The organism is Stenotrophomonas sp. YJH_SMC_29 (assembly GCF_059371235.1).
This window is the reverse complement of record NZ_JCAFUK010000001.1, coordinates 317,785-340,592: the sequence shown is the minus strand read 5'-3', so window position 1 is coordinate 340,592 and position 22,808 is coordinate 317,785. Positions and strand designations below refer to the sequence as shown.

Annotated in this window: 25 protein-coding genes; 23 read left to right on the top strand and 2 right to left on the bottom strand. The window is 66.2% G+C overall.

What is annotated here, in order from left to right:
- Nucleotides 1-69 precede the first annotated feature (69 nt).
- Together AC5P9I_RS01610 and AC5P9I_RS01605 are read right to left on the bottom strand one after the other, a co-directional pair.
- Complete coding sequence (locus tag AC5P9I_RS01610) at nucleotides 70-234, bottom strand: hypothetical protein (protein WP_414607124.1); 165 nt, start codon at nucleotides 232-234, stop codon at nucleotides 70-72.
- 142 nt (nucleotides 235-376) lie between these two features.
- Nucleotides 377-865, bottom strand: a complete 489-nt coding sequence (locus AC5P9I_RS01605) for a helix-turn-helix domain-containing protein (protein ID WP_414608597.1) — start codon at nucleotides 863-865, stop codon at nucleotides 377-379.
- Nucleotides 866-936: 71 nt separating this feature from the next.
- Between AC5P9I_RS01605 and AC5P9I_RS01600 the strand changes: the two genes are divergently transcribed.
- The 23 genes from AC5P9I_RS01600 (at nucleotide 937) to AC5P9I_RS01490 (ending at nucleotide 22,775) form a co-directional block, all read left to right on the top strand.
- The gene (locus tag AC5P9I_RS01600) at nucleotides 937-1,143 is read left to right on the top strand and encodes a hypothetical protein (RefSeq protein WP_197619462.1); all 207 of its coding nucleotides are present in this window, start codon (nucleotides 937-939) and stop codon (nucleotides 1,141-1,143) included.
- Between the two features lie 263 nt (nucleotides 1,144-1,406).
- On the top strand, nucleotides 1,407-1,769 hold the full coding sequence (locus AC5P9I_RS01595; RefSeq protein WP_100450392.1) for a helix-turn-helix domain-containing protein: 363 nt from the start codon (nucleotides 1,407-1,409) through the stop codon (nucleotides 1,767-1,769).
- Nucleotides 1,770-1,851: 82 nt separating this feature from the next.
- Nucleotides 1,852-2,817, top strand: coding sequence for a hypothetical protein (locus AC5P9I_RS01590; RefSeq protein ID WP_414608596.1), 966 nt, complete (start codon nucleotides 1,852-1,854; stop codon nucleotides 2,815-2,817).
- A complete protein-coding gene (dnaB, locus tag AC5P9I_RS01585) occupies nucleotides 2,814-4,259 on the top strand; it encodes a replicative DNA helicase (RefSeq protein WP_414608595.1) in 1,446 nt (481 codons plus the stop codon). Before AC5P9I_RS01590 ends, dnaB begins: the two co-directional genes overlap by 4 nt.
- 2 nt (nucleotides 4,260-4,261) lie before the next feature.
- The gene (locus AC5P9I_RS01580) at nucleotides 4,262-4,729 is read left to right on the top strand and encodes a recombination protein NinB (protein ID WP_180895305.1); all 468 of its coding nucleotides are present in this window, start codon (nucleotides 4,262-4,264) and stop codon (nucleotides 4,727-4,729) included.
- 70 nt (nucleotides 4,730-4,799) lie between these two features.
- Complete coding sequence (locus AC5P9I_RS01575; RefSeq protein WP_414608594.1) at nucleotides 4,800-5,228, top strand: hypothetical protein; 429 nt, start codon at nucleotides 4,800-4,802, stop codon at nucleotides 5,226-5,228.
- Nucleotides 5,225-5,797 carry a RuvC family protein gene (locus tag AC5P9I_RS01570; protein WP_414608593.1) on the top strand — a complete coding sequence of 191 codons (573 nt, stop codon included), beginning with the start codon at nucleotides 5,225-5,227 and terminating at the stop codon, nucleotides 5,795-5,797. The genes AC5P9I_RS01575 and AC5P9I_RS01570 overlap by 4 nt, the downstream gene beginning before the upstream one ends.
- Nucleotides 5,798-5,799: 2 nt before the next feature.
- Entirely contained in the window at nucleotides 5,800-6,036 is a 237-nt protein-coding gene (locus tag AC5P9I_RS01565) for a hypothetical protein (protein WP_414608592.1), read from the top strand.
- 72 nt (nucleotides 6,037-6,108) lie between these two features.
- Entirely contained in the window at nucleotides 6,109-6,621 is a 513-nt protein-coding gene (locus AC5P9I_RS01560) for a hypothetical protein (RefSeq protein WP_414608591.1), read from the top strand.
- Nucleotides 6,622-6,624: 3 nt separating this feature from the next.
- Nucleotides 6,625-6,939 (top strand): hypothetical protein, encoded by a 315-nt coding sequence (locus AC5P9I_RS01555; RefSeq protein WP_032962289.1) that lies wholly within the window; start codon nucleotides 6,625-6,627, stop codon nucleotides 6,937-6,939.
- A gap of 4 nt (nucleotides 6,940-6,943) precedes the next feature.
- The gene (locus AC5P9I_RS01550; RefSeq protein ID WP_032962287.1) at nucleotides 6,944-7,174 is read left to right on the top strand and encodes a hypothetical protein; all 231 of its coding nucleotides are present in this window, start codon (nucleotides 6,944-6,946) and stop codon (nucleotides 7,172-7,174) included.
- A complete protein-coding gene (locus AC5P9I_RS01545; RefSeq protein ID WP_414608590.1) occupies nucleotides 7,174-8,772 on the top strand; it encodes a portal protein in 1,599 nt (532 codons plus the stop codon). The genes AC5P9I_RS01550 and AC5P9I_RS01545 overlap by 1 nt, the downstream gene beginning before the upstream one ends.
- Nucleotides 8,769-9,017, top strand: a complete 249-nt coding sequence (locus tag AC5P9I_RS01540) for a Bbp19 family protein (protein WP_414608589.1) — start codon at nucleotides 8,769-8,771, stop codon at nucleotides 9,015-9,017. The genes AC5P9I_RS01545 and AC5P9I_RS01540 overlap by 4 nt, the downstream gene beginning before the upstream one ends.
- The gene (locus tag AC5P9I_RS01535; RefSeq protein ID WP_414608588.1) at nucleotides 9,001-9,882 is read left to right on the top strand and encodes a hypothetical protein; all 882 of its coding nucleotides are present in this window, start codon (nucleotides 9,001-9,003) and stop codon (nucleotides 9,880-9,882) included. The genes AC5P9I_RS01540 and AC5P9I_RS01535 overlap by 17 nt, the downstream gene beginning before the upstream one ends.
- 221 nt (nucleotides 9,883-10,103) lie before the next feature.
- Nucleotides 10,104-10,967: a phage capsid protein gene (locus AC5P9I_RS01530; RefSeq protein ID WP_165710852.1), complete on the top strand. Its 864-nt coding sequence runs from the start codon at nucleotides 10,104-10,106 to the stop codon at nucleotides 10,965-10,967.
- A gap of 64 nt (nucleotides 10,968-11,031) precedes the next feature.
- Entirely contained in the window at nucleotides 11,032-11,550 is a 519-nt protein-coding gene (locus tag AC5P9I_RS01525) for a hypothetical protein (RefSeq protein WP_414608587.1), read from the top strand.
- 80 nt (nucleotides 11,551-11,630) lie between these two features.
- Nucleotides 11,631-12,221 carry a phage connector family protein gene (locus AC5P9I_RS01520; RefSeq protein WP_032957636.1) on the top strand — a complete coding sequence of 197 codons (591 nt, stop codon included), beginning with the start codon at nucleotides 11,631-11,633 and terminating at the stop codon, nucleotides 12,219-12,221.
- A gap of 2 nt (nucleotides 12,222-12,223) precedes the next feature.
- Nucleotides 12,224-14,431, top strand: a complete 2,208-nt coding sequence (locus AC5P9I_RS01515) for a phage tail protein (RefSeq protein WP_414608586.1) — start codon at nucleotides 12,224-12,226, stop codon at nucleotides 14,429-14,431.
- Complete coding sequence (locus tag AC5P9I_RS01510; RefSeq protein WP_414608585.1) at nucleotides 14,428-14,874, top strand: GNAT family N-acetyltransferase; 447 nt, start codon at nucleotides 14,428-14,430, stop codon at nucleotides 14,872-14,874. Before AC5P9I_RS01515 ends, AC5P9I_RS01510 begins: the two co-directional genes overlap by 4 nt.
- 3 nt (nucleotides 14,875-14,877) lie before the next feature.
- A complete protein-coding gene (locus AC5P9I_RS01505; RefSeq protein ID WP_414608584.1) occupies nucleotides 14,878-15,360 on the top strand; it encodes a hypothetical protein in 483 nt (160 codons plus the stop codon).
- Nucleotide 15,361: 1 nt separating this feature from the next.
- Nucleotides 15,362-17,440 carry a hypothetical protein gene (locus AC5P9I_RS01500; protein ID WP_414608583.1) on the top strand — a complete coding sequence of 693 codons (2,079 nt, stop codon included), beginning with the start codon at nucleotides 15,362-15,364 and terminating at the stop codon, nucleotides 17,438-17,440.
- A complete protein-coding gene (locus tag AC5P9I_RS01495) occupies nucleotides 17,437-20,325 on the top strand; it encodes a zeta toxin family protein (RefSeq protein ID WP_414608582.1) in 2,889 nt (962 codons plus the stop codon). The genes AC5P9I_RS01500 and AC5P9I_RS01495 overlap by 4 nt, the downstream gene beginning before the upstream one ends.
- Nucleotides 20,325-22,775 (top strand): hypothetical protein, encoded by a 2,451-nt coding sequence (locus tag AC5P9I_RS01490; protein WP_414608581.1) that lies wholly within the window; start codon nucleotides 20,325-20,327, stop codon nucleotides 22,773-22,775. The genes AC5P9I_RS01495 and AC5P9I_RS01490 overlap by 1 nt, the downstream gene beginning before the upstream one ends.
- Nucleotides 22,776-22,808: the final 33 nt, after the last annotated feature.

Genomic DNA, 22,808 nt, shown 5'->3' with positions numbered 1-22,808 from the left:
CAGTCAACAAAAAGTTACTTTCGGGGCAAAAAAAAGATGAACGACCGTTGCGCCGTTCATCTTTTCGCTTCAGCCGTAGCGCGTGCGGATCAGCCCGGCATCCTCGAACGTTACCCCGTCCCTCATGCACTCCTGTGCCCGTTCGAGGTCGCGGTGTAGTTGTATCAAGTCATCGTCCGGAAGCGCTTCAATGCCCGTGTATCCGAAGCAGGCCTGGTCGATGAGCAGCTGCATGGCTTGCCCCCAGCGCCTGCGGTAGTGGCGAATCATCCGACAATGGGACTCTCGCAGAACAGCGTCCATAAAGGGCTCGGGCTGCTTCTGCACCAAGCGCAAATTGGGGCGCTGAGGCGCTTCGGCGCGCAATGCGGACGCTCTAGCCGCCAGCCGCTGTGCCAGTTCCTCGAACCTGCTTTCCTGCATCGTCTGTCCCTCTGATCCGTCTTGCCAGAACCTTGGTAAGGTCGATGATGTTGCTTGCGGGTGTATCCCCGCCGAACTCTTCGACCACCACGAACGCGGTTTCCAGAAGCAGGGCGTCGCCGACCCATTCGGCCGGGTCTCCCATGATTTCCAGATAGTGCCGGAGCACGTTCACCGCGGCGGCAAGCTTCTCGAAATCCGGTCGCGCAGACTGAGACGAGGCGGCGGTGGCCGATCGCGGGCCTTCACCGGTAGACAACCAGCGAGGGTTCACCGCGAAGTGGCGTGCCCACTCCGTAAGGAACACCCCATTTGGGGTGGTGTTCTGTCCCTTCTCCAATCGACCGACGTACTGCTTGGTAGTGCCGACAATGTCGGCCATCTGCTGTTGGGTCAGCTGCGCTGACTTCCTCAGCTCTTCGAGTCGGGCACCGATAGTCATGTAACGAATGATTGACTGAAACGGGGAAACCATGGTTGACTGTGCGCGGTAACCAATAGTTGACCAGCCGAATGAACCCGACTCTGACTGAAGCAAAGGCCGCCTTGGGCATTGAGACCAATGCCGAATTCGCCCGTTTCCTTGGACTGCCGCGGCAGTCGATGACCGGGCGTGAAGACGACAAACCGATCCCCGACGCTTGGTGCTGGAAGGCCGCTCAGAAAAGGCCTGACCTGTTCGCACCGACGCCAAAGAAGAACCGCCGTAAGGCCCCGTGACATGACCACCTCATCGCGCCTTGGCGGGGAAGGGCACCACGGTGCCTGTGCCGGGCAGCGGTGGCTCACGGCGCCTACGGGGGTATGGGCGCACATCGACCCTTCGACCCTGACGGATCAGGGCGAAGCACTTCCCGCTGATCCACTGGAATTTCAGATCCACGACGTTGGATCGCGGCTTTCGAACTGACCTGGGCATTCAAGGCTTCCATCTGAGAGGCCTTCTTTTTCGCCCGCAAACCCTTGGCAAATAAAGGCAAATCATGGAAAGCATTGGCAAGCAACAGGACAACCTCCGCCTTGTGTTCGGTGTGCACAGCGCGCCGAAGGATGCCCCGCAGAAGCTGCTCCGCCAGATCGAATCGGCCGCGCAGGCCCTGGCGGTATCGATGCAGGCCGGTGGCCACAAGCTGGCGACGATCGCCGCGGCCATTGGCAAGTCGGAGAGCTACGTGTCGCGCATGCGCACTGGTGAACGGCCGATCCCGGCCCGCCTGGTGCTGTCGCTGTGCGCTGCCACCGGCTCGAATCTCATCCGCCAGTACATGGATCTGCAGGCGGCCCTGGAACAGCCCGACCCGCGCTCGGAGATTGCGCGCCTGGCGGGGATGCTGAGGTCTGCCTGATGGACGCCACTGAAAAGGCGCTGCTGGCTGTACGCGTGCTGTGGCACACCGCCGGCTATCTGTTGCTACTGAAAGGTGCCGCATGAGTACGGACGCGCGGCTGAGTACCGGCCTACCTGGCCACCCGAAGACGAAGAAGCTTGTGCGCCGGCTCGGCCCAGCCGCTGGTTGGTCACTGGTGTGTCTGATCCTGTGGGCACGCGCAAACCGTCCAGATGGCGACCTGTGCGGCATGACGGCCGAGGACATTGAACTGGCTTCGGATTGGGCCGGCGACAACGATGCGCTCGTGCGTGAGCTGGCGTCGGTCGGGTTCCTCGACGGCGATGCTGGATCGTACCGGCTGCACGATTGGGCAGAGCATCAACCCTGGTCCGCAGGTGCTGAGGCCCGGTCGGAGAAAGCGAAGTGGGCCGCGCTGTGTCGCCGGCATGGTCGCCAAGAGGCTGCGCAGCTGATGCCCGAATATGCAGCAAAGCTGCTCAATGCACAGCCCGAGCATGACGAAGGTCTGCCAGTAGCAGGCGAGGGTGTGCAACTAGCAGGATCGAGCAATGCCCCGTCTCCGAATCCGTCTCCGTCTCCGAATCCGTCTCCAACAGCAGAATCTAAATCCTCGCTTTGCTCGGATTCGTCGCCGCAGCTGTCGCTGACGGGCGACCAAGCACCGCCGGCGGCTGCAAAGCTGACCAAGGCCGAGCGCATCCGCCAGATCGCCGAGGACGCCCAGGCTGCGTACAACGCCACGATGGCCAAGCCCCACGGGCTGCTCGCGGCCTGCACGGTGCTGAACAAGCCAAGGATCAAGGCCGTGGAGAAGGCACTGCCCACCGTGCGCCAGCTGTGCCTGCGGCTGTTCGACAGCGAGAAGGTCACCCCGAAGTTCTGGGCCCTGTACTTCGAGACTGCGGCCGATGATGACTTCCACGCTGGCCGGCAGCCGGGCGGCCCCGGGCACGAGAACTGGAAGCCCGATTTCGAGTACCTGCTGCGTGAAACGGTGATCGCCAAGCTGGCCGACCGTGCGCTGTCCGAGGTGGCCCAGTGAACGCGCTGCCGGACTTCTACCGCGAGGAAGGGCTGCGCATGCTGCCGCAGGCCATCGAGGCCGAACAGGCGGTGCTGGGCGGCCTGATGCTGCGGCCGCAGGCCTGGATGGACGTGCAGGACGTGCTGACCGCGCAGCAGTTCTACCGCCGCGATCACCAGCTGATCTGGCAGGCGATCGAGGACGTGCTGAAGAAGGGCCGCGAGGCCGACCCCGTCACCATCGGCGAATGGTTCGAATCACGCGGCAAGCTGGAACTGGTCGGCGACGGCGCCTACCTGATCGAGCTATCGGCCACCACGCCGTCGACGGCCAACATCCGTGGCTATGCCGAGATCGTTGCCGAGACGGCCAAGCGCCGCGCCCTCATCGACGCCGGGCAGGAGCTGATCGACGCGGCTTACAATCCCGAGGGCCGCAGCGCCTTGGACTTGATCGGCTCCGCGCAGACCCGCATCGGTGGCCTGCTGGACAGTGAGCCCTGCGACCTGGAATCGGTGGCGCCGGTGATGGAGCGTGTGTTCCACCGGCTGGGCGAGAGGGCGAACAACGAGGGCGGCATCAGTGGCCTGACCACCGGCGACCACGACCTGGACGAGCTGCTGGGAGGCCTGCAGCCCGGTGGCCTGTACGTCCTGGCTGCACGCCCCAAGATGGGCAAGACCACCAAGGCAATCAACGTCGCCGAGCATGTGGCGCTGCGCCTGCGTAGGCCGGTAGCGGTGTTCACCTTCGAAATGCAGCCCGAAGAGCTGGGCGACCGCATGCTGGCCAACCAGGCGGGCATTAACGGCACCCGGATCCGTACCGGCAAGCTGGACGACGTCGACTGGGCGAACGCATCCGAGGCAACCCGCAGGCTGTCGCAGGCTCCCATCTTCGTGAGCCGTCCGAAGCGTGCCAGGGTCGAACACGTGTGCGCGCAGATCCGCCGCATGCACGCGCGCGACCCGCTGGGCCTGGTGGTCATTGACTACCTGCAGCTCATGGAAGTGAAGGGCGACAACCGCGCGGCCGGCATCGGCGATATCACCCGGACGCTGAAGCTCACAGCCAGCGAGCTTGGGGTGCCGTTCCTACTGCTGAGCCAGCTCAACCGCGAGCTGGAAAAGCGGACGGACAAGCGGCCAATCGTCGCCGATCTGCGCGATTCGGGCTCAATCGAACAGGACGCGGACGCGGTGATCTTCATTTACCGCGACGAGATCTATAACCCTGGCAGCTGCTGGGCGGGCACCGCCGAGCTGATCGTGGCCATCCAGCGCAACGGTGCGCCCGGCGTGGTCCGGCAGCTGTACCAGCCCGAGTACTTCCGGTTCTCGCCGCTGCCTGAGTACTGGCAGCCCAAGCAGACCAGCGCCAGCGCACCCGCCGCCGGCACCGCACCCAGGCAGAGACGCGGCTTCGCCGGCGTTGCCGCTGCCCGCCAACAGGAGGAATGAGCGTGAAGAACAACACCTTCATCCTGCGGATCGAGAACGCCCGGGACGCGATGAAAGCCGCGTGGCTGTTCGCCTGCGAGTACCTGCAGGTTGGGCGAGCTGTCCGCGTCACGGTCGAGGAACACAAGCCGAGCCGCAGCCTCGAGCAAAACGCCATGTTCCACGCCATCTGTGGCGAGCTCGCCAAGCGGAAGAAGTGGGCCGGCCGCTACATCGATGACGAGGGCTGGAAGCGGCTGCTCGTCGATGCCTGGGCGCGCGAGTCCAACCGGCAGCAGGGCGACGTTGTCCCGTCCCTGGATGGAGCCAGCATCGTCAACCTGTCGATCCAGACCCGGCGCATGACGGTGGCTGACATGGCCGACCTGATCACCTTCGCGCAGAGCTGGGCCGTGGAGAACGACGTGCTGCTGCGCGACGTGGCGCCGCGCCGGGACCAGAAGTTGGCTAACGAAGCGAGGGCCGCATGATGCGAAATGACAGTGCCAGCATGGGCTGGAAGCGACGGTTCCTGCTGTTGCCGCGGTGTGTGGAAGGCAAGTGGCACTGGCTGAAATGGTGCTGGTCCAGGTTCTGCGGCGACTGCACGGAGTGGGTTTTCGAAGAACCGCCTTGCTCAGTCTGCGGCGGAGGGCCTGTCTTCTGCAGACACTGCATGGACCGTCGGGGGATCCGGTGAGAACGAAGAACGCCAAGGCCTTCACCAAGGCCGAAGACGCGCACATTGAGCTGGTGAAGCTGTGCCCGTGCAGCGTCTGCGGCCGCGCTGCGCCGTCTGAAGCCCACCACATCAACCAGGGCGACCACTTCACCACGGTGGCGCTGTGCACCGACTGCCACCGCGGCAGCGAGAACGGTTGGCACGGCCGCCGCACCATGTGGCGCATCTACAAGATCGACGAAGTAGGCGCCCTGAACGAAACCATTCGCAACGTACTGCTGCTACTCAGCACAAGGGGGATTCGATGACCATGCGCCTCACCTTCGGCATTGACCCGGGCCTGTCCGGCGCGATCGCCACCCTGATCGACGGCGAGCCTGGCCCGGTGCTGGACATGCCCACCATGGACGTGGACGGCTGGGACGAGATTGACGCCCGCGCGGTGACGGTGTTCATCCGCGAACAGCGCGCCAACCACCCCGGCGCCTACGTGTCCGCCTGCATCGAGAAGGTTGGGGCACGCCCCGGTGACGGCGGCACCAGCGCATTCCGCTTCGGCCAGGGCACGGGGAAGCTGCAGGCCATCCTCGAGGTGCTGGGCATTCCAACCACTCGGGCGATCCCGGCTGTGTGGAAGCGAACCTTCGGCCTCCTGAAGCAGCCCAAGGACGCTGGGCGCCTCCTGGCCTGTGCCCGGTTCCCCGCGGCAGCCAAGACCATGAGCAGGAAGAAGGACAACGGCCGAGCCGATGCCCTGCTCATCGGTCTGTGGCACGAGAACACCCAGCTCGGAAGCCATCTGCTGGGAGGGGAGGGGGAAACTGCCCCTGCTGCGCCTCGCGTGCGCGCGCGCGTTTGCGACGAAGCGGCGGCCTGAGCATGCGGCGGCTGGCGACAGACCCTGATCGCGTCGACTGGTTCCAGGTCCTCACCGACCTGAGCCGGAAGGGCGTGCCGGTGCTGGCCGTGTCGTCAGCCATCGGCGTGCCGCAGTCGACCATCCTGGGGTGGAAGCAGGGCGCGGAACCGAAGTTCACCGACGGGGAGAAGCTGGTGGCGCTGTGGGCCGGCATCACTGATCGGCCCGTCGAGGAACTGCCGCGCGTGGGGAAATAGTCGGGAATCCGCATGGGAGGGTGGCGAACACTCCGGGCTGTTCGCCACCCATGCAGCCCACAGGAGCAGCACATGCCCGCGCCCGAACTGACCGTGAAAGTCCCCGGCGAAACCGCCGACACCAGCGCCGCAGCCGCCGGCACCACCACCGCGCCGCCGGACGAGCGCCTGGCTGCCGTCCTGACCCTGTCCAAGCAGACCGTCGCGGTTATCTCCGAGGCGCTGCCCGGCCTGACCGCTGGCGATCTGATCGCATTGCGCGACCTCGAGGTGGCGGGCGACAACCGCAAGGGCGTCCTGGCAGCCATTGAGGCCGAGGACAAGCGCCGCGAGGATCTGGCGCAGGCAACCGCCGACACCAGCGAGGCAGAGCGTGGGCGGGGGCCGATCATCGTGCCGGACTACGTGGAAGCCCATGACGCCAACCGCCTCTATGGCGAAGCCTTCGGCGTGGACTGGATCTACGAGGGCCGCCCGGTGGAAGAGCGGGAGCCGGCGATCACCAACCCGCGCACCGCAACCACTGGCCAGGCCTACCTGACCGACGCCGGTTGGGTCGTCCCCGAGCCGCAGCCGAAGGCCTGAGCCATGTGCGGCAACAAGGCCAAGATCATGGACCCGGCCGGCCTGCTCACCGGCAAGAACGCCAAGTACGCGGATCCGCTCGGCATCACCAAGACGGCCATTGGCGATCCCACCGGCGACCTTCGGAAGGAGCGCCAGCGCATCGCCGCCCAGGAGGCGGCCGACCGCAAGGCCCAGGAGGACGCCAAGAACGTCCTACCGAACGCCCTGGCCGATGCCCGGCGCCTGGCCGCGCAGTCCACGGAATCCACCCTCAACCAGCGACTGAAGCGGCGCAGTTCCTTCGCCGTAAGTCTGCTGGGCTCTGCAGGAGGCTGACCCCATGTGTGGGAAACCCAAGGCACCCAAGGTCGTCGAACGCGACCCCGTGGCCGACCAGCGCGCCGCTGAGGCGCAGGCCACCACCCAATCCAACCTCGAGCTGGCATCGCGCCGCCGCCGCCGCCGCGAGTCGTCGCTGCTGACGCTGGGAGCGCAAGGCCTGGCCGGTGGCAGCGGTGGCCGCTCGCTGCTGGCCAGCGCTGTTGGCAAGTCGACCCTGGGCGGTGCCTGATGAGCGCCGGTGCCCGCATCCACAAGCGCCTCGGCGAGCTGAAGTCTCGCCGGCAGATCCACGAACCCACGTGGCGCCACTGCTTCGAAATGACGTACCCGCTGCGCGCCGATGGCTTCGATGGCCAGCAGCTGGACGCCCAGCAGGGCATGCGCAAACGCGGCGAGATCCTGGACAGCACCGGCACCGACGGCTGCCGCATCCTGGCCTCGGGGATCATGTCGGGCCTGACCCCGGCCAACTCGCGTTGGTTCGAGCTGGACGTGGAGCAGGCCACCGACGACGAGAAGGAATGGCTCGGCGAGGCCGCCGACACTGTCTGGACCAACATCCATCAATCCAACTTCGACGCCGAAGGCTACGAGGGGTGCCTGGACGCGGTCGCCGCGGGCTGGTTCGTCCTCTACATCGACGAGGCGCCGGACGGTGGTTTCAGCTTCCAGCAGTGGCCGATCGCCACCTGCTACGTGGCCAGCACCCGCGCCGATGGCCTGGTCGACACCATCTACCGGGAACACAGGCTTTCGGCTGAGGCTGCCGCCGCGCAGTTCGGGGCCGAGAACCTGAGCGAGCAGCTGCAGAAGCTGGTCAAGGACAAACCGCTGGAACTGGTGAGCTTCATCACCTGCATCGAGCCGCGGCCCATGCACGTGGTCGGCGCGCGCCTGGCCAGGAACCTGCCCTTCGCGTCCTGTGTGGTCGAGGCCAACACAAAGCACCTGGTGCGCGAGTCGGGCTACCACGAGTTCCCCTGTGTGGTGCCGCGCTGGATGCGCCTGCCGAACAGCGCCTATGGCGTCGGCCCGGCCTTCGACGCGCTGCCCGACATGCGCATGCTCAATGAGCTGAAGGCCATGCAGCTGGCCGCGGCGGATATCGCCATCGCCGGCATGTGGATCGCTGAGGACGACGGTGTCCTGAACCCGCGCACGGTCAAGGTCGGCCCGCGCAAGGTCATCGTGGCCAACTCGGTCGACTCGATGAAGGAGCTGAAGACCGGCAGCGACTTCCAGCTGGCCGAGTACATGGTGACCCACCTGCAGGCGGCGATCCGCAAAATCTTCATGGCCGATCAGCTGCAGCCGCAGGACGGCCCGGCCATGACGGCCACCGAGGTGCACGTGCGGGTGGAGCTGATCCGCCAGCTGCTGGGCCCGATCTATGGCCGCCTGCAGGCCGAGTACCTGCGCCCCATGGTTACCCGCTGCTTCGGCATCGCCGCCCGCGCCGGCGTGCTGGGTCAACCGCCGGAGTCCTTGGCCGACCGCGAGTACACGGTGAAGTACGTCTCGCCGCTGGCCCGCGCGCAGCGCCTCGAGGAAGTGACCGCGATCGAGCGCCTGGTGCTGAACATGGGCGCGCTGGCACAGGCCACTGGCGATTCCAGCGTGTTCGACCAGCTGGATACCGCCGCGGCCATCCGCATCACCGCCGAGGGGTTGGGCGTTCCACCGGACGTGCTGCGCAGCCAGGACGAGGTGCTGCAAGTCCAGCAGGCCAAGCAGCAGGCAGCGGATGAGCAGCGGCAGGCAGCGGCCGTTGAACAGGTGGCCATGGGCGCAGCACAGCAGGCCGTTGGCCAGCAGGCCGCCGCATGACCGACCAGCGCGAACGAGTGACGCCGGAAATGTACGCCCGGGTGTTCGAGAACCACGCCGAGGGGGCGCTGATCCTCGAGGACCTGGTGCGGCGCTTCGGCGGTAACCCCTACGTCCGTGGCGGCCTGGACGGCCAGCGGCAGACGGATTTCAACGCGGGGGCGCTGTCGGTCCCCACCTTCATCCTCAATCAGATCAACCGAGCGAACGGAGCAGAACCCGATGAACATGAGCAGCAACCATGAAGACACCTCGGCCGCAGGCGCAGGCGGTACCGATGCCGCAGCAGCAGCTGCCGGCGCGGCGGGCGCGGGAGACGCTGCCTCGCTACTCCAACAAGGCGCGGGAGAGGAAGCCGCGTGGCTGCCGGAGAAGTACCGTGTAAAGGTCGACGGCAAGGACGAAATCGACTTCCAGGCGTCGGCCCGCAAGCTGGGTGAGGGTTACAAGGCACTCGAGGCGAAGCTGGGCAGCGGCGCCACCGGCACAGTGCCGGAGAACCCCGACAGCTACCAGCTGACCGTGCCGACCGACGCCGAGGGCAAGCCGCTGGTCGAAGGTGTCGACCTGCAGGAGTTCATGGCCGACCCCATGTACAAGGCCCTTGCCACGAAGGCCCACGCGGCCGGCATCAGCAACGAGCAGATGAATTTCTTCGTCGGCGAATACCTGCAGATGGCACCGCAGCTGTTCGAGGCCAACCTGCAGCTGGGCGCCGACGAGGCCCGACAGACCCTGTCGGCAGTGTGGAAGGACGACGCAGCCATGAAGGCGGGCTTGGCGAGCGCCGCCCGTGCCGCCCAGGGCTTCGCAGCTCCTGCCGGCCAGCCCGGCAACTACGACAACGTGATGCAGAAGTTCGGCAACGACCCTGACTTCCTGGCGCTGATGGCCAGCATCGGCAAGGAAATGGGCGAGGACAAGCCGATCAGTTCGGACCCGGTAGCGGCAGCTGACTGGCAGGATCAGGTGGATGCCCTGAAGGCCAACCCGGCCTACATGGACAAGAGCCATCCGCAGCACGCCAGCGTCGTGCGTCAGGTGAGCGACATGTATCAGAAGCGCTACGGCACCCAGCAGCGCCAGCTCGGCGCATCAGCCGTTCGCTGATCGCAACACGTCCCGCAAGAGCCCCGCCCAGCGCGGGGCTTTTTTGTGCCCATGCAAATAGTCGGGATTCCGAATGGGCCGCACGGCCATCCTGCCAGCCATCGGCCCGGGGTGGCACCCGGATACCCGCGAAAGCCCGCGACGTTGCCACGCGAACCGCACGGCCCCGCAAGGGACACCCGGGCAGGCACGAGCCCCCTTCAAACCCTTCGGAGCCCTATATGAGCCAGCAGATTACCGAAGCCTTCGTGCAGCAGTTCGCGGACAACTTCCGCCACGTGGCCCAGCAGATGCCGTCCCGCCTCGAGTCCTGTGTGACCATCGAGTCGGGCATCGTCGGCATGTCCAAGTCCATCAACTTCCTCGGCCAGCGCACCGCACAGCGCCGCCTGGTGCGTCACGGTGACACCCCGATCAACGACCAGCAGCACGGTACCCGTTTCGTCGACCTGTACGACTGGGAAGACGGCGACATGATCGACGACCTGGACAAGGTCCGCATGCTGGTCGACCCGACCAGCGACTACGTCAAGGCCATGGTGTCGGCCTTCAACCGCTCCAAGGACGACGTGATCATTGCCGCTGCCCGCGGCAACTCGCGCGCCACCGCTGGCAACATCATCCTGCCGGCCACGCAGAAGATCGCAGTAGGCGGCGCCGGCCTGACCAAGGCCAAGATCATCCAGGCGAAGGGCATGTTCCGCCGCAACGAGGCGGACGAAGAGAACGGCGAAGAGCTGTACATGGCCTATACCGCTCAGATGCTGCAGGACGTCCTGAGCGACACCACCCTGACGTCTGCCGACTTCCTGGCCGTGCAGATGCTGCAGAACGGCTCGCTGAAGGGTAAGTGGATGGGCTTCAACTGGATCCCGACCGAACGCCTGGACAAGGTCGGTACCACTCGCTACGGCCTGGCGTGGGCCAAGTCCGGCATCACCCTCGGCATCGGCAAGGACACCACCACCGAAGTCGGCAAGGACCCGGGCAAGGGCTTCAACACCCGCGTGTACGGCAAGCAGGCCATCGGTGCGGTGCGCTCCGAGGAAGTGAAGGTCGTCGAGATCGCCTGCCAGGAAGCCTGATCCATCCGGCGCAGCGGCTTCGGCCGCTGCTCCACCCAACCCATTCGCATACGAGGTAGCCACCATGGCAGTCGTCAACAAGCTCTCCGCCGCACTCGCCCAGCGCGATGGCGTCCCCTCCCAGCTCAACAGCAACGCCGCGCCGACCAAGCTGGCCACCGGCCGCGTCAAGGAATCCATCGGCGTGATCGCCGTGGCCAATGGCGACAGCGCGGCCAGCGTGCTGCGCCTGTTCTCGGTGCATTCCAGCTGGCGCGTGAGCGCGCTCCTGCTGTCCTGCACCGCGATCACCGCCGCCGCCGCCGATATCGGCCTGTACGACCTGCCGACCCGCAATGCCGGCGCAGTCGTGGATGCCGATCTGTTCGCCTCGGCCGCCGACCTGGCCACCGCGCAGAACGGCACGAACGTCCTGATCGAGTCGGGCACCGTCACCCCGGACAAGCTGGAATGGCCCCTGTGGCGCGTGTTGGGTCTGGCCGCTGACCCGGGCGTCTATTACGACGTGGCCGCCACGCTGACCGCAGGCGCGACTGCCGCGGGCAGCATCGCCCTGAAGGGCCACTTCATCGACGGCAACTGATCCAGGTTTCCAACCCGGATAGCAACAGGGACACCATCCGGGCGCCGAGTGCGCCCGGCTTTTTTTGAGGGCCGCGCACCATGACTGACCCCATCACGATCTGCTCCAACGCGCTGATGATGCTCGGCGCCAAGCCGATCGCCAGCTTCAGCGAGTCCGAAGGCGCGGGCTCGAACCTCGATCGAGCCAAGCTCTGCGCCGCGCTGTACCCCGGCCTGCGGCTGGCCATCCTGCGTGGTCACTACTGGAACACTTGCGCCAGGCGCGTGCAGCTCTCGCCGGATGAGGTGAGGCCCGCCTTCGGCTATGCGTACCGATTCCGCCTGCCGGGCGACTGGCTGCGCACCTGGGGCGTGGGCGATCGCAACACCCGCGGACGTCTCGACTACCGCACCGAGGGGCGCTACCTGCTCTGCGACGAGCCGATCATGCCGCTGCTCTACGGCGCCGACGTTCCCGAAGATCAGTGGGACAGCCTGCTGGTGGACGTGATGACTGTCGCTGTAGCTGCGCGCCTGGCGTACCCGATCACCGCCAGCACCAGCGTGGAGGAAGCCAAGAAGATCGAGCTACGCGATCTGCTGCGCGAAGCCAGGGCCACCGACGGCCAGGACGACCCGCCGGAGACGTTCGGCGACTTCCCGCTGCTGCAGAGCCGGATGAGGGGCTGACCATGCGCCTGACCCCCGCTCAAACCAACTTCACCGCCGGCGAGATCAGCCCGAAGCTCTACGGGCGCAGCGATATCGACCGCTACCGCAACGCGGCCGAGATCCTCGAGAACGTCATCATCATGGTGCAGGGTGGCGTGCAGCGCCGGCCAGGCCTGCGCTACTGCGCGCACGCCAAGCACCAAGACAAGTACGCGGCGCTGGTCCCCTACGTCTTCAGCCGATCGCAGGCCTACATGCTCGAGGTCGGCGATGCCTATATCCGGGTGTTCCTCGAGAACGGCGCACAGGTGCTGGTTGAGTCGAGCCCGGGCGTGTTCGCCCCGTTCGAGATCGTCACCGACTATGCCGAGGCCGACGTGGCCGCGATCGACTACGTGCAGAGCGGGGACACGATGTTCCTGTTCCACCCGGACTACGTGACCCGCCGCCTTCGCCGTTTCGGTGATGCCTCGTGGATCCTCGAGGCGGTGCCGTGGGTGGAAGAGCCCTTCGGCGAGGTGGGCTATGCCCCGCCGGTGACCATGACGCTGGACAGCCTGGCGCTCGGCCCTGGGCGAACCATCACCACCAGCGGGGATGCGTTCCTCGCGGCAGACGTAGGCCGCGAGATCGAGGCCCTGGGCGGCCTGGCGGTCATCACGGCGGTTACCAGCCCGACCACCGCGACGGTCGACACGCAGACGCCTTTCCCTGCGCTGACCACCGCGGCTGGGCAGTGGGTGATCACCGGCAGCCCGTTGGCCGTGCTGACCCCCACCTACGCGGGCGGCGGGGCGAACGACCTGCCGCCGGTTGGCGCTTCGGTGACGCTGACCCTGGACGCGCCTGGCTGGCGCTCGGTGGACGTGGGCAAGTGGGTAGAACTGAACGCCGGGCTCGTGCAGATCGATGCTGTCAGCTCGTCGACGGTGGCCACGGCGACTGTCCGGCGCGCGCTCACGGCGTTGGTGGCCGTGCCTGCATTGGCCTGGGTGCTGAAGGGCACGGTGTGGGGTGGCCGCAACGGCTACCCGGGAACGGGGACGTTCTTCGAGCAGCGCCTTTGGCTGGCTGGCTCGCGCGCGTTCCCGCAGACCGTGTGGGGTTCGCGCATCGGCGAATACCTCAACTTCGAGCTGGGCACCAACGACGACGATGCGGTGTCGTTCGATCTGGCCAGCGATCGCCAGAACCTCATCCGGCACCTGACCCAGGTAAACGCCCTCGTGGCGCTGACCAACGGCGGCGAGTTCACCCTGCAGGGCAGCCTGGACAAGCCGATCACGCCCACCAACGTGCAGATCCGCAACCAATCCAGCTTTGGCTGTGGCGACGTCTCACCCGAGCGAGTGGGCCGGGAGTTGGTGTTTACCCAGCGTGCCAACCGCAAGCTGCGCGCCCTGTCTGCCGACCGCATCGACACCGCGCAGTACGGGGCACCGGAACTGACCGTGCTGGCCGACCACATGACAGCGGGCGGCATCACCGGCAGCGCCTACGAGGCCGAGCCCGACTCGCTGCTGCATTGCGTGCGCACGGACGGCCAGCTGGCAACCTGCGCCCTCGATCGCGACCAGGAGGTGGTCGGCTGGTCCAGGCAGGTGACAGACGGCCGGTTTATCTCGGTGGCCACGCTGCCGCGCACGGACAGCGATCAAACCTGGGCGATCGTCAGCCGCACGGTGAACGGGGTGCAGCAGCGCTATGTGGAGCGCTTCGACCGCGACGTGATGACCGACGCCTGCGTCACCGCCACCAGCGTTGCAGGCGACACCACCTGGCTGGGCCTCGGCCACCTCGAGGGGAAGACTGTCAAGGTCAAGGCAGACGGTGTGGTGCTGAACGACCGTGTCGTCGCCGGCGGGCAGATCACCATCGAGCGGGCAGCCAAGCAGATCGAGATCGGGCTGGGCTTCTCGCCGCGCGTGAAGCTGCTGCGGCCGGAAATGTACAGCGATTCGGGATCTGCGCAGAGCAGCAACATCCGCGTTTCCGAGGTCGTGGTGCGCGTTCTCAACTCCACCGGCCTGGTGGTCAACGGCCAGGTGATGTTCGCGCGGAAAACCGGCCTCGGCGTGTTGGACCAGCCGCCGCCGCTGCTGACCGGCGATGAACGAGTCGAGCAGCTGGGCTGGGAGATGGGCGACTTCCACATGGAGATCACCCAGCCCCAGCCGTATCCCTTCCACCTGCAGGCAGTGATTACAACCATGACGGTGAACAAATGATCCGCCACGCGACCGACGATGACATGGGCGCAATGCTGATGCTGGCCGAGCAGATGCACGCCGAGTCCGACTACCGCCGATTCCCCTTCGCCATCGACAAGATGGCGCGACTGTTTCAGGCGCTGATGGACGGGCAGGGGGTGGTGCTGGTCGCCGAGCAGGCCGGCCGCGTGGTCGGTGTGATGGCTGGCTACTGCGAAGAGAGCTGGTTCACCCCGGCCAAGGTCGCAGGCGAATACGGCGTGTTCGTCGAGCCGGGGGCGCGGGGCGCGGCGCTGGCCGCAGGCCTGGTGCGTGCCTTCTGCGCATGGTCGAAGGAGCAGGGCGCCGACCTGATCCAGGTAGGTGTTACCACTGGCGTGACCACTGATCGCACGGCCCGGCTGTACGAGAAGCTGGGTTTCCGTCGAACCGGCATCGTTTTCGAGTACGAAGGAGGCTGAACCATGGGTGCTGCAGCAATCCCAATTATCCAGTGGGGCGCGCTGGCGCTCAGTGCCGGCGCCGCGATCCAGCAGGGCGAAGAGTCGAGGAAGTACAACAACTATCTCGCGGCCCAGGCAGAAGCAGACTCGCGTGCCGAGCGTGGCGCTGCGCAGGTCGAGGCCGAGCGCATCCTGAAGGCTTCCAAGCGCCAGCGCAGCGAGGCTGTGGCGGCGCTGGCTGCTTCCGGTGTCGACGTGAACAGTTCCACTGCCCTGAAGATCGATGAAGAGATCTCCCGCGGCGCGGCCGAAGACGCATTCCTGACGCTGACCGGGGGCAGCGATCGAGCTGCGCGGCTCAATGCCGAGGCGAGCGGCGCGCGCTATGCGGGCAAGCAGGCGCAGCGGGCTGGCTACGTGAACGCCGCATCGTCGCTGCTGAGCAGCGGGTCGAGCATCGGCCGCGGCTGGAAGCGCACCAGCAGCCTGAGCGGGGGGCGCTGATATGGCACGCATCGATATCGGCCAGTTCGGGCAGGGTGGCGGCACCGCGCCTCTGGTGCGTTCCCGCGTCAGCGGCGCGGGGGTAGGGGACGTCGCGCAGGCGGTCGGGCAGCTGGGCAATGTGGCCACGCAAATCGGCAACTCAATGGCTGCCGAGGAAGCGCGGGAGGCTGAGGGCTTGGCGCGCGCGAAGGCGGCCAATGCCCAGCTCGACTACGAGCTGCAGGTGGGCGACGTCCAGCGCAAGCTCGAGGACGACGTGGCTACCGGCAATGTGCCGTATGCCGAGGCGGCGAGTCGCTACCAGGAAGCCGTTGGCAAGATCGAGAAACCGGCCATTGCCGGCCTCACTCCCGATTTGCAACTGGCCTACGATCGCGGGCTGCAGCGCACTGTTACTGCCGGGCAGCTCGGCGTCGATCGGGTGGCGCGCACGGCCAAACGCGCCGAGTTCCGCGGGCAGTTCGACGCTGCCCTGGACAAGCTGGGCAAGATCGCCGGCATGCCTGGCGCCGATATCGCCGCGGTCAACCAGCGGGCGCAGGCCTTCGCGCCGCTGGCCAAGCAGGCCGGCCTGAGCGATGCAGCAGTGGGTAAGGCCCTGCAGGACTTCTACGACCGCACCTGGACGTCGCAGGCCACCCAACGGGCGATCTTCGCCCGCGAGGATCCCGCGGCGCTGAAGACGCTGGAAACCGACCTGTCCAGTAGCGATGGCTTCTATGCCGACAAGCTGGACCCCGAGAAGCGCAACGCGCTGCTGTCGCAGGTGATGACCCGGCAGCAGACCCTGCAGGACCGAGCCGAACGGGCGGCCGATCGCATCGACGCGAAGGCGCAGCGCGTGCTGGGCCAGATCGACCGGCAGATCGCCAGCGCCGTACCGGCAACGCCGGAAATGTGGACGGCTTGGGCCGATTCGATGAAGGGCGCCAGCCCGGACGTGCGCGCCGAGTTCGACCAGCGCGTGGCCGAGGAAAAGGAAGTCCAGAAGGTGCTGCGCATGCCGACAGCGCAGCAGCAGACCTACCTACAGAAGGCCGAGGCAGAGCTGGCCACTGCCGGTGGCACCGTGCAGCGCAAGGAAAACCTGGCGCGCACGCGCTCGGCGATCGAGGCGGCGCAGAAGCAGCTGGACGAGACGCCGCTGCTGTTCAACGCATCGCGCGAAGGTGGCGAGGTTGAGCCGCTGAACCTGGCCGCGCTGGCCAGCCCGGCCGACGCCTGGGAGGTGGGTGCGCAGCTGCAGAACCGCGCCGCCACCATCGACAGCATGCGCAAGCGCTATGGCTCGCAGGTTCAGATGGCTGTCCTGCTGCCGCAGGAAGTGCAGGCGCTCAGCGAGCAGCTGAAGCAGGGCACCAGCACGCAGCAGGCGCAGATGCTGGCCCAGCTGCGCACGGCGACCATGGATGACAAGGTGTTCAACGCGGCCATGAAGCAGCTCGCGCCCGAGCAGCCGGTGGTCGCCTACGCCGGCATGCTGGCCACCCGTGAGCGCGCACAGGTGACGCTGCAGAAACACTGGTTCAAGGATGACGAGGCGGCCAGCGGCCGGGACGTCGCCGCCACCATGCTCGAGGGCAACCGGCTGCTGCAGGGAAAGGGTGATTCCAAATTCCCGCTGCCACCGGAAAAGGAGTTCCGCGACCAGTTCACCCGCGACACCGGCGCCCTGTTCGCTGGCCGGCCAGGTGCTGCGGACGTCGCCATGCAGGCGGTGCGTGCGTACTACACCGGCCAGTCTGCTGCCGACGGCGACCACTCGTCCGAGGTCAACAGCGACCGCATGAAGAAGGCGATCACTGCGGCGCTGGGCGAGGTGGTCGACGTCAACGGGCGGGGTGAGGTGCTGGCGCCATGGGGCATGGGCTCGGACACGTTCGAGGATCAGGCGGAGCAGGCATTCACCGAGTCCGCAAGGGCGGCGGGCCTGCCCGACACCGTGGTGGGCAGCTTCAGCAAGTACGGTCTGCGCCAGCAGAGCGAGCGCACCTACTACGTGACCCGCGGGCGTGAGTTCCTGACCACCAAGGATGGGAAGCCCCTGACCATCACCATCACCGGGAGCGGCCGATGAGCGTTTTCGATCTGGACGAGCAGGGCCGCAAGCAGCTCGACGAGCAGGCAGTGGCCCATCCGCTGGACCTGTCGAAGGTGAAGCCCGGGTTCTTCGAAGGCCTGGGCTCGTCGATTTTCAGCGGCACCATGCGGGGCGGTGCGCGAGCCGGTACCGCCGTACTGACCGCCGGTGTGGTCCCGGTTGCGGCGCGTGACGATTACCTCTCGTCATTTATGACGGACGACGTGGCGGACTTCCTGCAGGCGCAGGGTGTGGCCAATCCGACGCGCGGCACCACCACCGCCGGGCAGGATGCCTACTTCGCAGACGTGGTGGAGGGGATCGGCCAGCGGGCGGTCGACGCCTGGACGCCGGACCCCGCGGAAACTGGCACCGCCGGGCGCGTGCTTGGTGGTCTGGCTGAGATCGTGCTGCCGCTGGCTGCGGCGGGTGGCAATCCGTCGCTGCTGGCAGCAACTGAGGGCATTGAGCGGCCGGCCTCGCTGGTCAAGCAGGGTGTTGGCGCTGGCACTGCGCAGGCGGTCGGCCTGGCCGGCTCCGTCGGTACGCTGGCCGGGTTCAAGCTGCCGGCCGCATTCGGATCCACCCTCACTCAACGGCTGGCCACCGGCGCCGCGGGCAACCTGCTGCTGGGTGCCGGTGTCTCGGGCGCGCAGTACGCCGCACTGCAGGCTGGTGGCAACGCTGAGCAGGCCAAGGCCTTCGATCCGCTGGACGTGGAAGCCCGCGCAGTTGACGCGCTGACCGGCCTCGCCTTCGGTGCGCTGGCGCATGCCACCGCGCCGCGCGTGCCCCTGGAACAGCGCGATGCGCTGCTGACCGCGCGCAATGCTGATCGCTTCCAGCGCACTGCCATCGACCCGCTGGTCGCCGACGAAGGCGCGGCCATCCGTGGCCAGGACGCGCTGCAGGACGCGCTCGAGCAGCTGGCACGCGGCGAGCCGGTGAATGTGGTCGACACCATCCGGCCGTCGGACTTCATCGGTCCCATCGTTGGACGTTACGCGGAACCTGCGGCCGCTGTAGGCATGACGAGGCTTTATCACGGAAGCGCCACAAAGGGGCGATACGACGGCCCGGCGTGGTTTTCCACGGATCGAAGCTATGCAGCCAGTTATCGCGACGGGGGCGAGCTGCAGTATGTCGACATGCCCACGGATTGGGTCAACGCGCAGCTGGATCCAGACGGCTACGGACAGACCGTAGACCGTGGTTTCACCCTGAACATCGAGCTCGACTCTGCATTCACTGGCGCCAGGCGAGCGGTACCGATCGTCGACGGATCGCCGGGAACCGACACCACGCTGCAGGGCTATCAGGCATTCCGCCGCGCGCTCGAGTCCGGTGGCCGGGCCGATGCCCGGAACCCGGAATCCAGCGCCCTGGGGATTGACCAGTTCACCGCCGGCACCTGGCGCCGAATGGTGGCCAAGACCAAGCCGGAATGGGCGCAGGGACTGGACGACGCGCAGCTGCTGGCGCTGCGAGCCGATCCGGCGCGCTCGGCGGAAATGGTTGCCGCGCTGGACGCGGAGAACGCCGCAGGGCTGCGTGCTGAGGGCCTGCCGGTTGATGCCTACACCCTGTATGCCGCGCATCACTTCGGCCTCGCCGGCGGCCGGCGCTTCGCCCGGTCGGACGGCGCTACGCCGATGGAGCGGATCCTGAGCCGCGGCCAGCTCGAGGCCAATCCCTACCTGCGGGGCCTGACGAAGGATGAAGTGGTCGCCAACTGGAACCAGCGCGCCAAGCGCGCCGGCGTGCTGCCGGATGGGGGCCCGGTTGACACCGATCCCGCTGGGCAGGCCCTGCGCGAACGCCTGGTGACGGACCCGGACAAACTGCTGCGCGACTATGCGGCGCTCGAAGACTCCGACGGCGGCCGGGTGCTGAACACCGACACTGCGCGCGAGCTGTCGCCGGAATACCTGGCCGACCGCACCCGCAGCGCGGACGTGCACGAGGCGGCCAGCGACACCATCAAGCTGCTGTACGAGCAGAAGCTGGCCCAGCCCACCCCGGAGGGCTTCGATTCGACGGTGTTGTTCACCGCCGGCGGCACCGGGGCGGGAAAGACCAGCGGCATGAAGGCCATGGGCGATTCGATCGGGCGGCCCGAAATCATCTACGACACGAACATGAACACCCTGTCCTCAGCGGTGGACAAGATCGAGCAGGCCCTGGCCGCAGGCCGTGACGTGGATATCGTCTATGTGTACCGGGATCCGGTAGATGCCCTGGTCAACGGGGCTATCCCCCGCGCTCAGCGCCAGGCTGAGCGCTACGGCTCCGGCCGTACCGTGCCCCTGCGGGAGCATGCCAGGACTCATGCCGGCGTCCGGCCGACCATCGAAGCGATCGCGGCTCGCTATGCGGACGACCCCCGCGTGACGGTGACCGCCATCGACAACAGCCAGGGGAAGGGCAAGCAGAAAGTGGTCGATCTTGCAAGCCTGCCCCGTGTAGAGGAAGATAGTCTTCATGGCAGCCTCCAAGACGCCCTCGACCAAGCCCGCATCGGCGGACTCGCAGAAGACCTCTATCGAGGATTCCGCGGCCCAGGAAGCGGCGCACCAGCAGCGCTGGCGGGAGATCGGGCTGGAAACGGCCCAGGCCAAGGCCGAGCGCAAGGCTCGCCTGGCCGGGAAGCCGGCAACCGCGGCGAAGTAAGCCCCACCTCCGAAACACCTCTAGATGCGGCGCGCATTCTCGCCGCCGAAGATCCCAACGCCTCAATCATGGTTGGCACTGACGCTGATGGCGGTGCGGTGCATCGTTCTGTGGCTGACGAGATTGCGGATATCGAGGCAGAGCTGGCGCAAGCCACTGCCGACTCTGCTGCCTTCCAGGCAGCGATCAACTGTGCGTACAGGAGAGGGTGATGCAACCAGCATGCGTCCAGGAAGTCGCGGCCGCTATCGGCCGCCAGCCGTCTGCAGCAGAAGTTGCCAGCATCGAGGCGGGGCTGAAGCGCCACATGCAGCAGTTGGCTCGGACAAACCCCGATTGGCGCTCCCTTTCACGCCAGCAGCGCGAGCAGTTGGCTGCGGAAGCCGCGCAGGCTGAGGCGCTTGCGGAAGCAACCAAGGCCGCCCAGCGGCGCGCAGACAACCTGCTGGCCCAAGTACGGGAGACGGAACGAATCCGCGATCGGGCTGCGCAGCTGAGCGGCCGAGGCAGAAAGAACACTGCGCATGCTGCCGTGTTCGAACGATTCCTTCAGGTGGACTCAGCCTCGGCCGGCGTCATCAAGGAATACATGGGGCAGCTGATGCCCGCGCTGCGAGCCGTTGAGCCACGGTTCTTCGGGCTGTTCGAGAATCGCGAAAACGTCGTAGCGTTCGCACGTGCGGTGATCGACGGTGACGATTCGAACCCTGTTATGAAGAAGGCCGCCGAAATCTGGTTGCCGGTCGCGGAAGCGATGCGCCTACGGTCCAACAACGCGGGAACGGCGATCGGGAAGATCGACTACGGCTATCTTCCGCAGCCACATGACGTGGGTAGAGTAGCCCGGGCCGGCAAGCAGGCATGGGTGGACTTCGTCTTTCCGCGGCTGAGGCGCGAAGCGTTCCTGCGTGAAGATGGTTCCCCAATGGGGGACGCCGAACTGAGGGACTTGCTCGGGAGCGCGTTCGACACGATCTCCACTGAGGGGCGCAGCAAGCGCGTGCCTGGCACACAGGGAAGAGGCTCGAGGGCCAGCCGATTCGACGACGCTCACCGCGTGCTGCACTTCAAGGACGCCGACAGCCACGTCGAGTACATGGATAACTTTGGTCGCGGCTCAATGCTGGAAGCCGTCATCGGGCATGTGAGTTCGATGGGTAAGAACATCGCGATGATGGAAGAACTCGGCCCCAACCCGAGCGCTACTGCCAGGATGCTGCGGGAGACGGCCGAGCAGCTGGACAACAAGACCGGCGCTCGTTCGTCCTGGCACGAGCAGACCACGCTCGAGAATGTATGGGACACGCTGTCGGGTCTGACCGCGCAGCCGGTCAGCGCCAAGATGGCGCAGAACTTCCAAGCTGCTCGAAGCCTGAACGTCATGTCGAAGCTGCAGGGCGTGATGCTTTCCTCTATCACCGACGTACCGACGCTTTTGATCAATGCGCGGGCGTCGGGGGTACCGCTCGGCGACGCCCTGAAGACGATGTTCAAGGGATTCGGCAAGCATGGGCGCAAGGTCGCGGAAGACCTTGCCATCGGTATGGACGAGATAGGCAGTGAAATGTCCCGCTGGCACACGGAGGTGTTCGCTCAGAATTGGGCCGACAAGCTGGCCAACACCACGATGAGGCTTACCCTTGTGGAGGCATGGACCAATGGACTGCGCCGTTCAGCCGGGTTGATGCTCTCGCGGGCAATGGAGCGGATGAGGCACACCCCTTGGGAACAACTCGACGAGTGGGGACGGCGGCGCATGGAGAGTGCAGGCATCACGCCGGAGGATTGGGCTATCTGGCAGCAGGCCGAAGCTCGCGACGGCATGTTGACCAAAGACGGAATTCGCGCTGTCGACGCCAGCGAGGCGGATCTGAACCGCGCAACCGCACGCTTCCTCGGCTACCTGGATGCCGAATCGAAGAACATGGTTACTGCTCCCGACCTCATCACGCGCTCGATGATGCAGCAGGGTACGCGCGCAGGTACGTTCGGTGGCGAAATGCTGCGAACCTTGCTGGCATTCAAGATGTTCCCAGCGTCGATCTTCAACAAGACCCTGCGGCGCATCCGCGATATCCCGACCACTCAGGGAAAGATCGCCTATAGCGTCTCAATGATGGCAAGCCTGCAACTGTTCGGCGCAGCCGCTCTGCAGTTGAAAGACCTGGTGCAAGGCAAGGACCCGCGGGACATGACGACTGCAAAGTTCTGGCAGGCGGCGTTCGTCCAGGGCGGTGGCGCTGGCATTCTCGGTGACGTCTTCTACACCGGCATGGGGGGCGACAATCGAGGCGGCCAGGCGAACTGGGCTGGGTTGGTGGCCGGACCAGTGTTTGGCACCGGCTTCGACGCTTTCAATGTGCTGCGCAAGGGCTCCGGCTGGGCCTTCGGTGATGAGAACCCCGACGAGCTGCAGCGAGAATTTGGCGCCGAGGCGTTCCGATTTGCTAAGGGCAACGCGCCGTTTGTGAATCTGTGGTACCTGCGTGGTGCGCTGGATCACATGTTCTTCCATGATATTCAGGAGCAACTCAGCCCCGGATACCTACGGCGCATGCGTAAGCGCGCACAGAAGGACTGGAATCAGAGGTACTGGTGGGAGCCTGGTGAGGCGATGCCTGATCGGGCTCCCGATTTCGAAGCAACTACAGGAGATCGATGATGGGACCTGGTGCGATGTTTGTGGGGATGATGG

Bases quoted from the DNA above. Each gene is read 5' to 3' on its own strand.
- AC5P9I_RS01610 (WP_414607124.1), bottom strand. From the start codon at position 234: ATGCAGCTGCTCATCGACCAGGCCTGCTTCGGATACACGGGCATTGAA.
- AC5P9I_RS01565 (WP_414608592.1), top strand. From the start codon at position 5,800: ATGCGGCGGCTGGCGACAGACCCTGATCGCGTCGACTGGTTCCAGGTC.
- AC5P9I_RS01590 (WP_414608596.1), top strand. From the start codon at position 1,852: ATGAGTACGGACGCGCGGCTGAGTACCGGCCTACCTGGCCACCCGAAG.
- AC5P9I_RS01600 (WP_197619462.1), top strand. From the start codon at position 937: ATGAACCCGACTCTGACTGAAGCAAAGGCCGCCTTGGGCATTGAGACC.
- AC5P9I_RS01605 (WP_414608597.1), bottom strand. From the start codon at position 865: ATGACTATCGGTGCCCGACTCGAAGAGCTGAGGAAGTCAGCGCAGCTG.
- AC5P9I_RS01545 (WP_414608590.1), top strand. From the start codon at position 7,174: ATGAGCGCCGGTGCCCGCATCCACAAGCGCCTCGGCGAGCTGAAGTCT.
- AC5P9I_RS01520 (WP_032957636.1), top strand. From the start codon at position 11,631: ATGACTGACCCCATCACGATCTGCTCCAACGCGCTGATGATGCTCGGC.
- AC5P9I_RS01535 (WP_414608588.1), top strand. From the start codon at position 9,001: ATGAGCAGCAACCATGAAGACACCTCGGCCGCAGGCGCAGGCGGTACC.
- AC5P9I_RS01540 (WP_414608589.1), top strand. From the start codon at position 8,769: ATGACCGACCAGCGCGAACGAGTGACGCCGGAAATGTACGCCCGGGTG.
- AC5P9I_RS01595 (WP_100450392.1), top strand. From the start codon at position 1,407: ATGGAAAGCATTGGCAAGCAACAGGACAACCTCCGCCTTGTGTTCGGT.
- AC5P9I_RS01500 (WP_414608583.1), top strand. From the start codon at position 15,362: ATGGCACGCATCGATATCGGCCAGTTCGGGCAGGGTGGCGGCACCGCG.
- AC5P9I_RS01555 (WP_032962289.1), top strand. From the start codon at position 6,625: ATGTGCGGCAACAAGGCCAAGATCATGGACCCGGCCGGCCTGCTCACC.
- AC5P9I_RS01550 (WP_032962287.1), top strand. From the start codon at position 6,944: ATGTGTGGGAAACCCAAGGCACCCAAGGTCGTCGAACGCGACCCCGTG.
- AC5P9I_RS01570 (WP_414608593.1), top strand. From the start codon at position 5,225: ATGACCATGCGCCTCACCTTCGGCATTGACCCGGGCCTGTCCGGCGCG.
- AC5P9I_RS01505 (WP_414608584.1), top strand. From the start codon at position 14,878: ATGGGTGCTGCAGCAATCCCAATTATCCAGTGGGGCGCGCTGGCGCTC.
- AC5P9I_RS01530 (WP_165710852.1), top strand. From the start codon at position 10,104: ATGAGCCAGCAGATTACCGAAGCCTTCGTGCAGCAGTTCGCGGACAAC.
- AC5P9I_RS01515 (WP_414608586.1), top strand. From the start codon at position 12,224: ATGCGCCTGACCCCCGCTCAAACCAACTTCACCGCCGGCGAGATCAGC.
- AC5P9I_RS01510 (WP_414608585.1), top strand. From the start codon at position 14,428: ATGATCCGCCACGCGACCGACGATGACATGGGCGCAATGCTGATGCTG.
- AC5P9I_RS01490 (WP_414608581.1), top strand. From the start codon at position 20,325: ATGCAACCAGCATGCGTCCAGGAAGTCGCGGCCGCTATCGGCCGCCAG.
- AC5P9I_RS01525 (WP_414608587.1), top strand. From the start codon at position 11,032: ATGGCAGTCGTCAACAAGCTCTCCGCCGCACTCGCCCAGCGCGATGGC.
- AC5P9I_RS01560 (WP_414608591.1), top strand. From the start codon at position 6,109: ATGCCCGCGCCCGAACTGACCGTGAAAGTCCCCGGCGAAACCGCCGAC.
- AC5P9I_RS01495 (WP_414608582.1), top strand. From the start codon at position 17,437: ATGAGCGTTTTCGATCTGGACGAGCAGGGCCGCAAGCAGCTCGACGAG.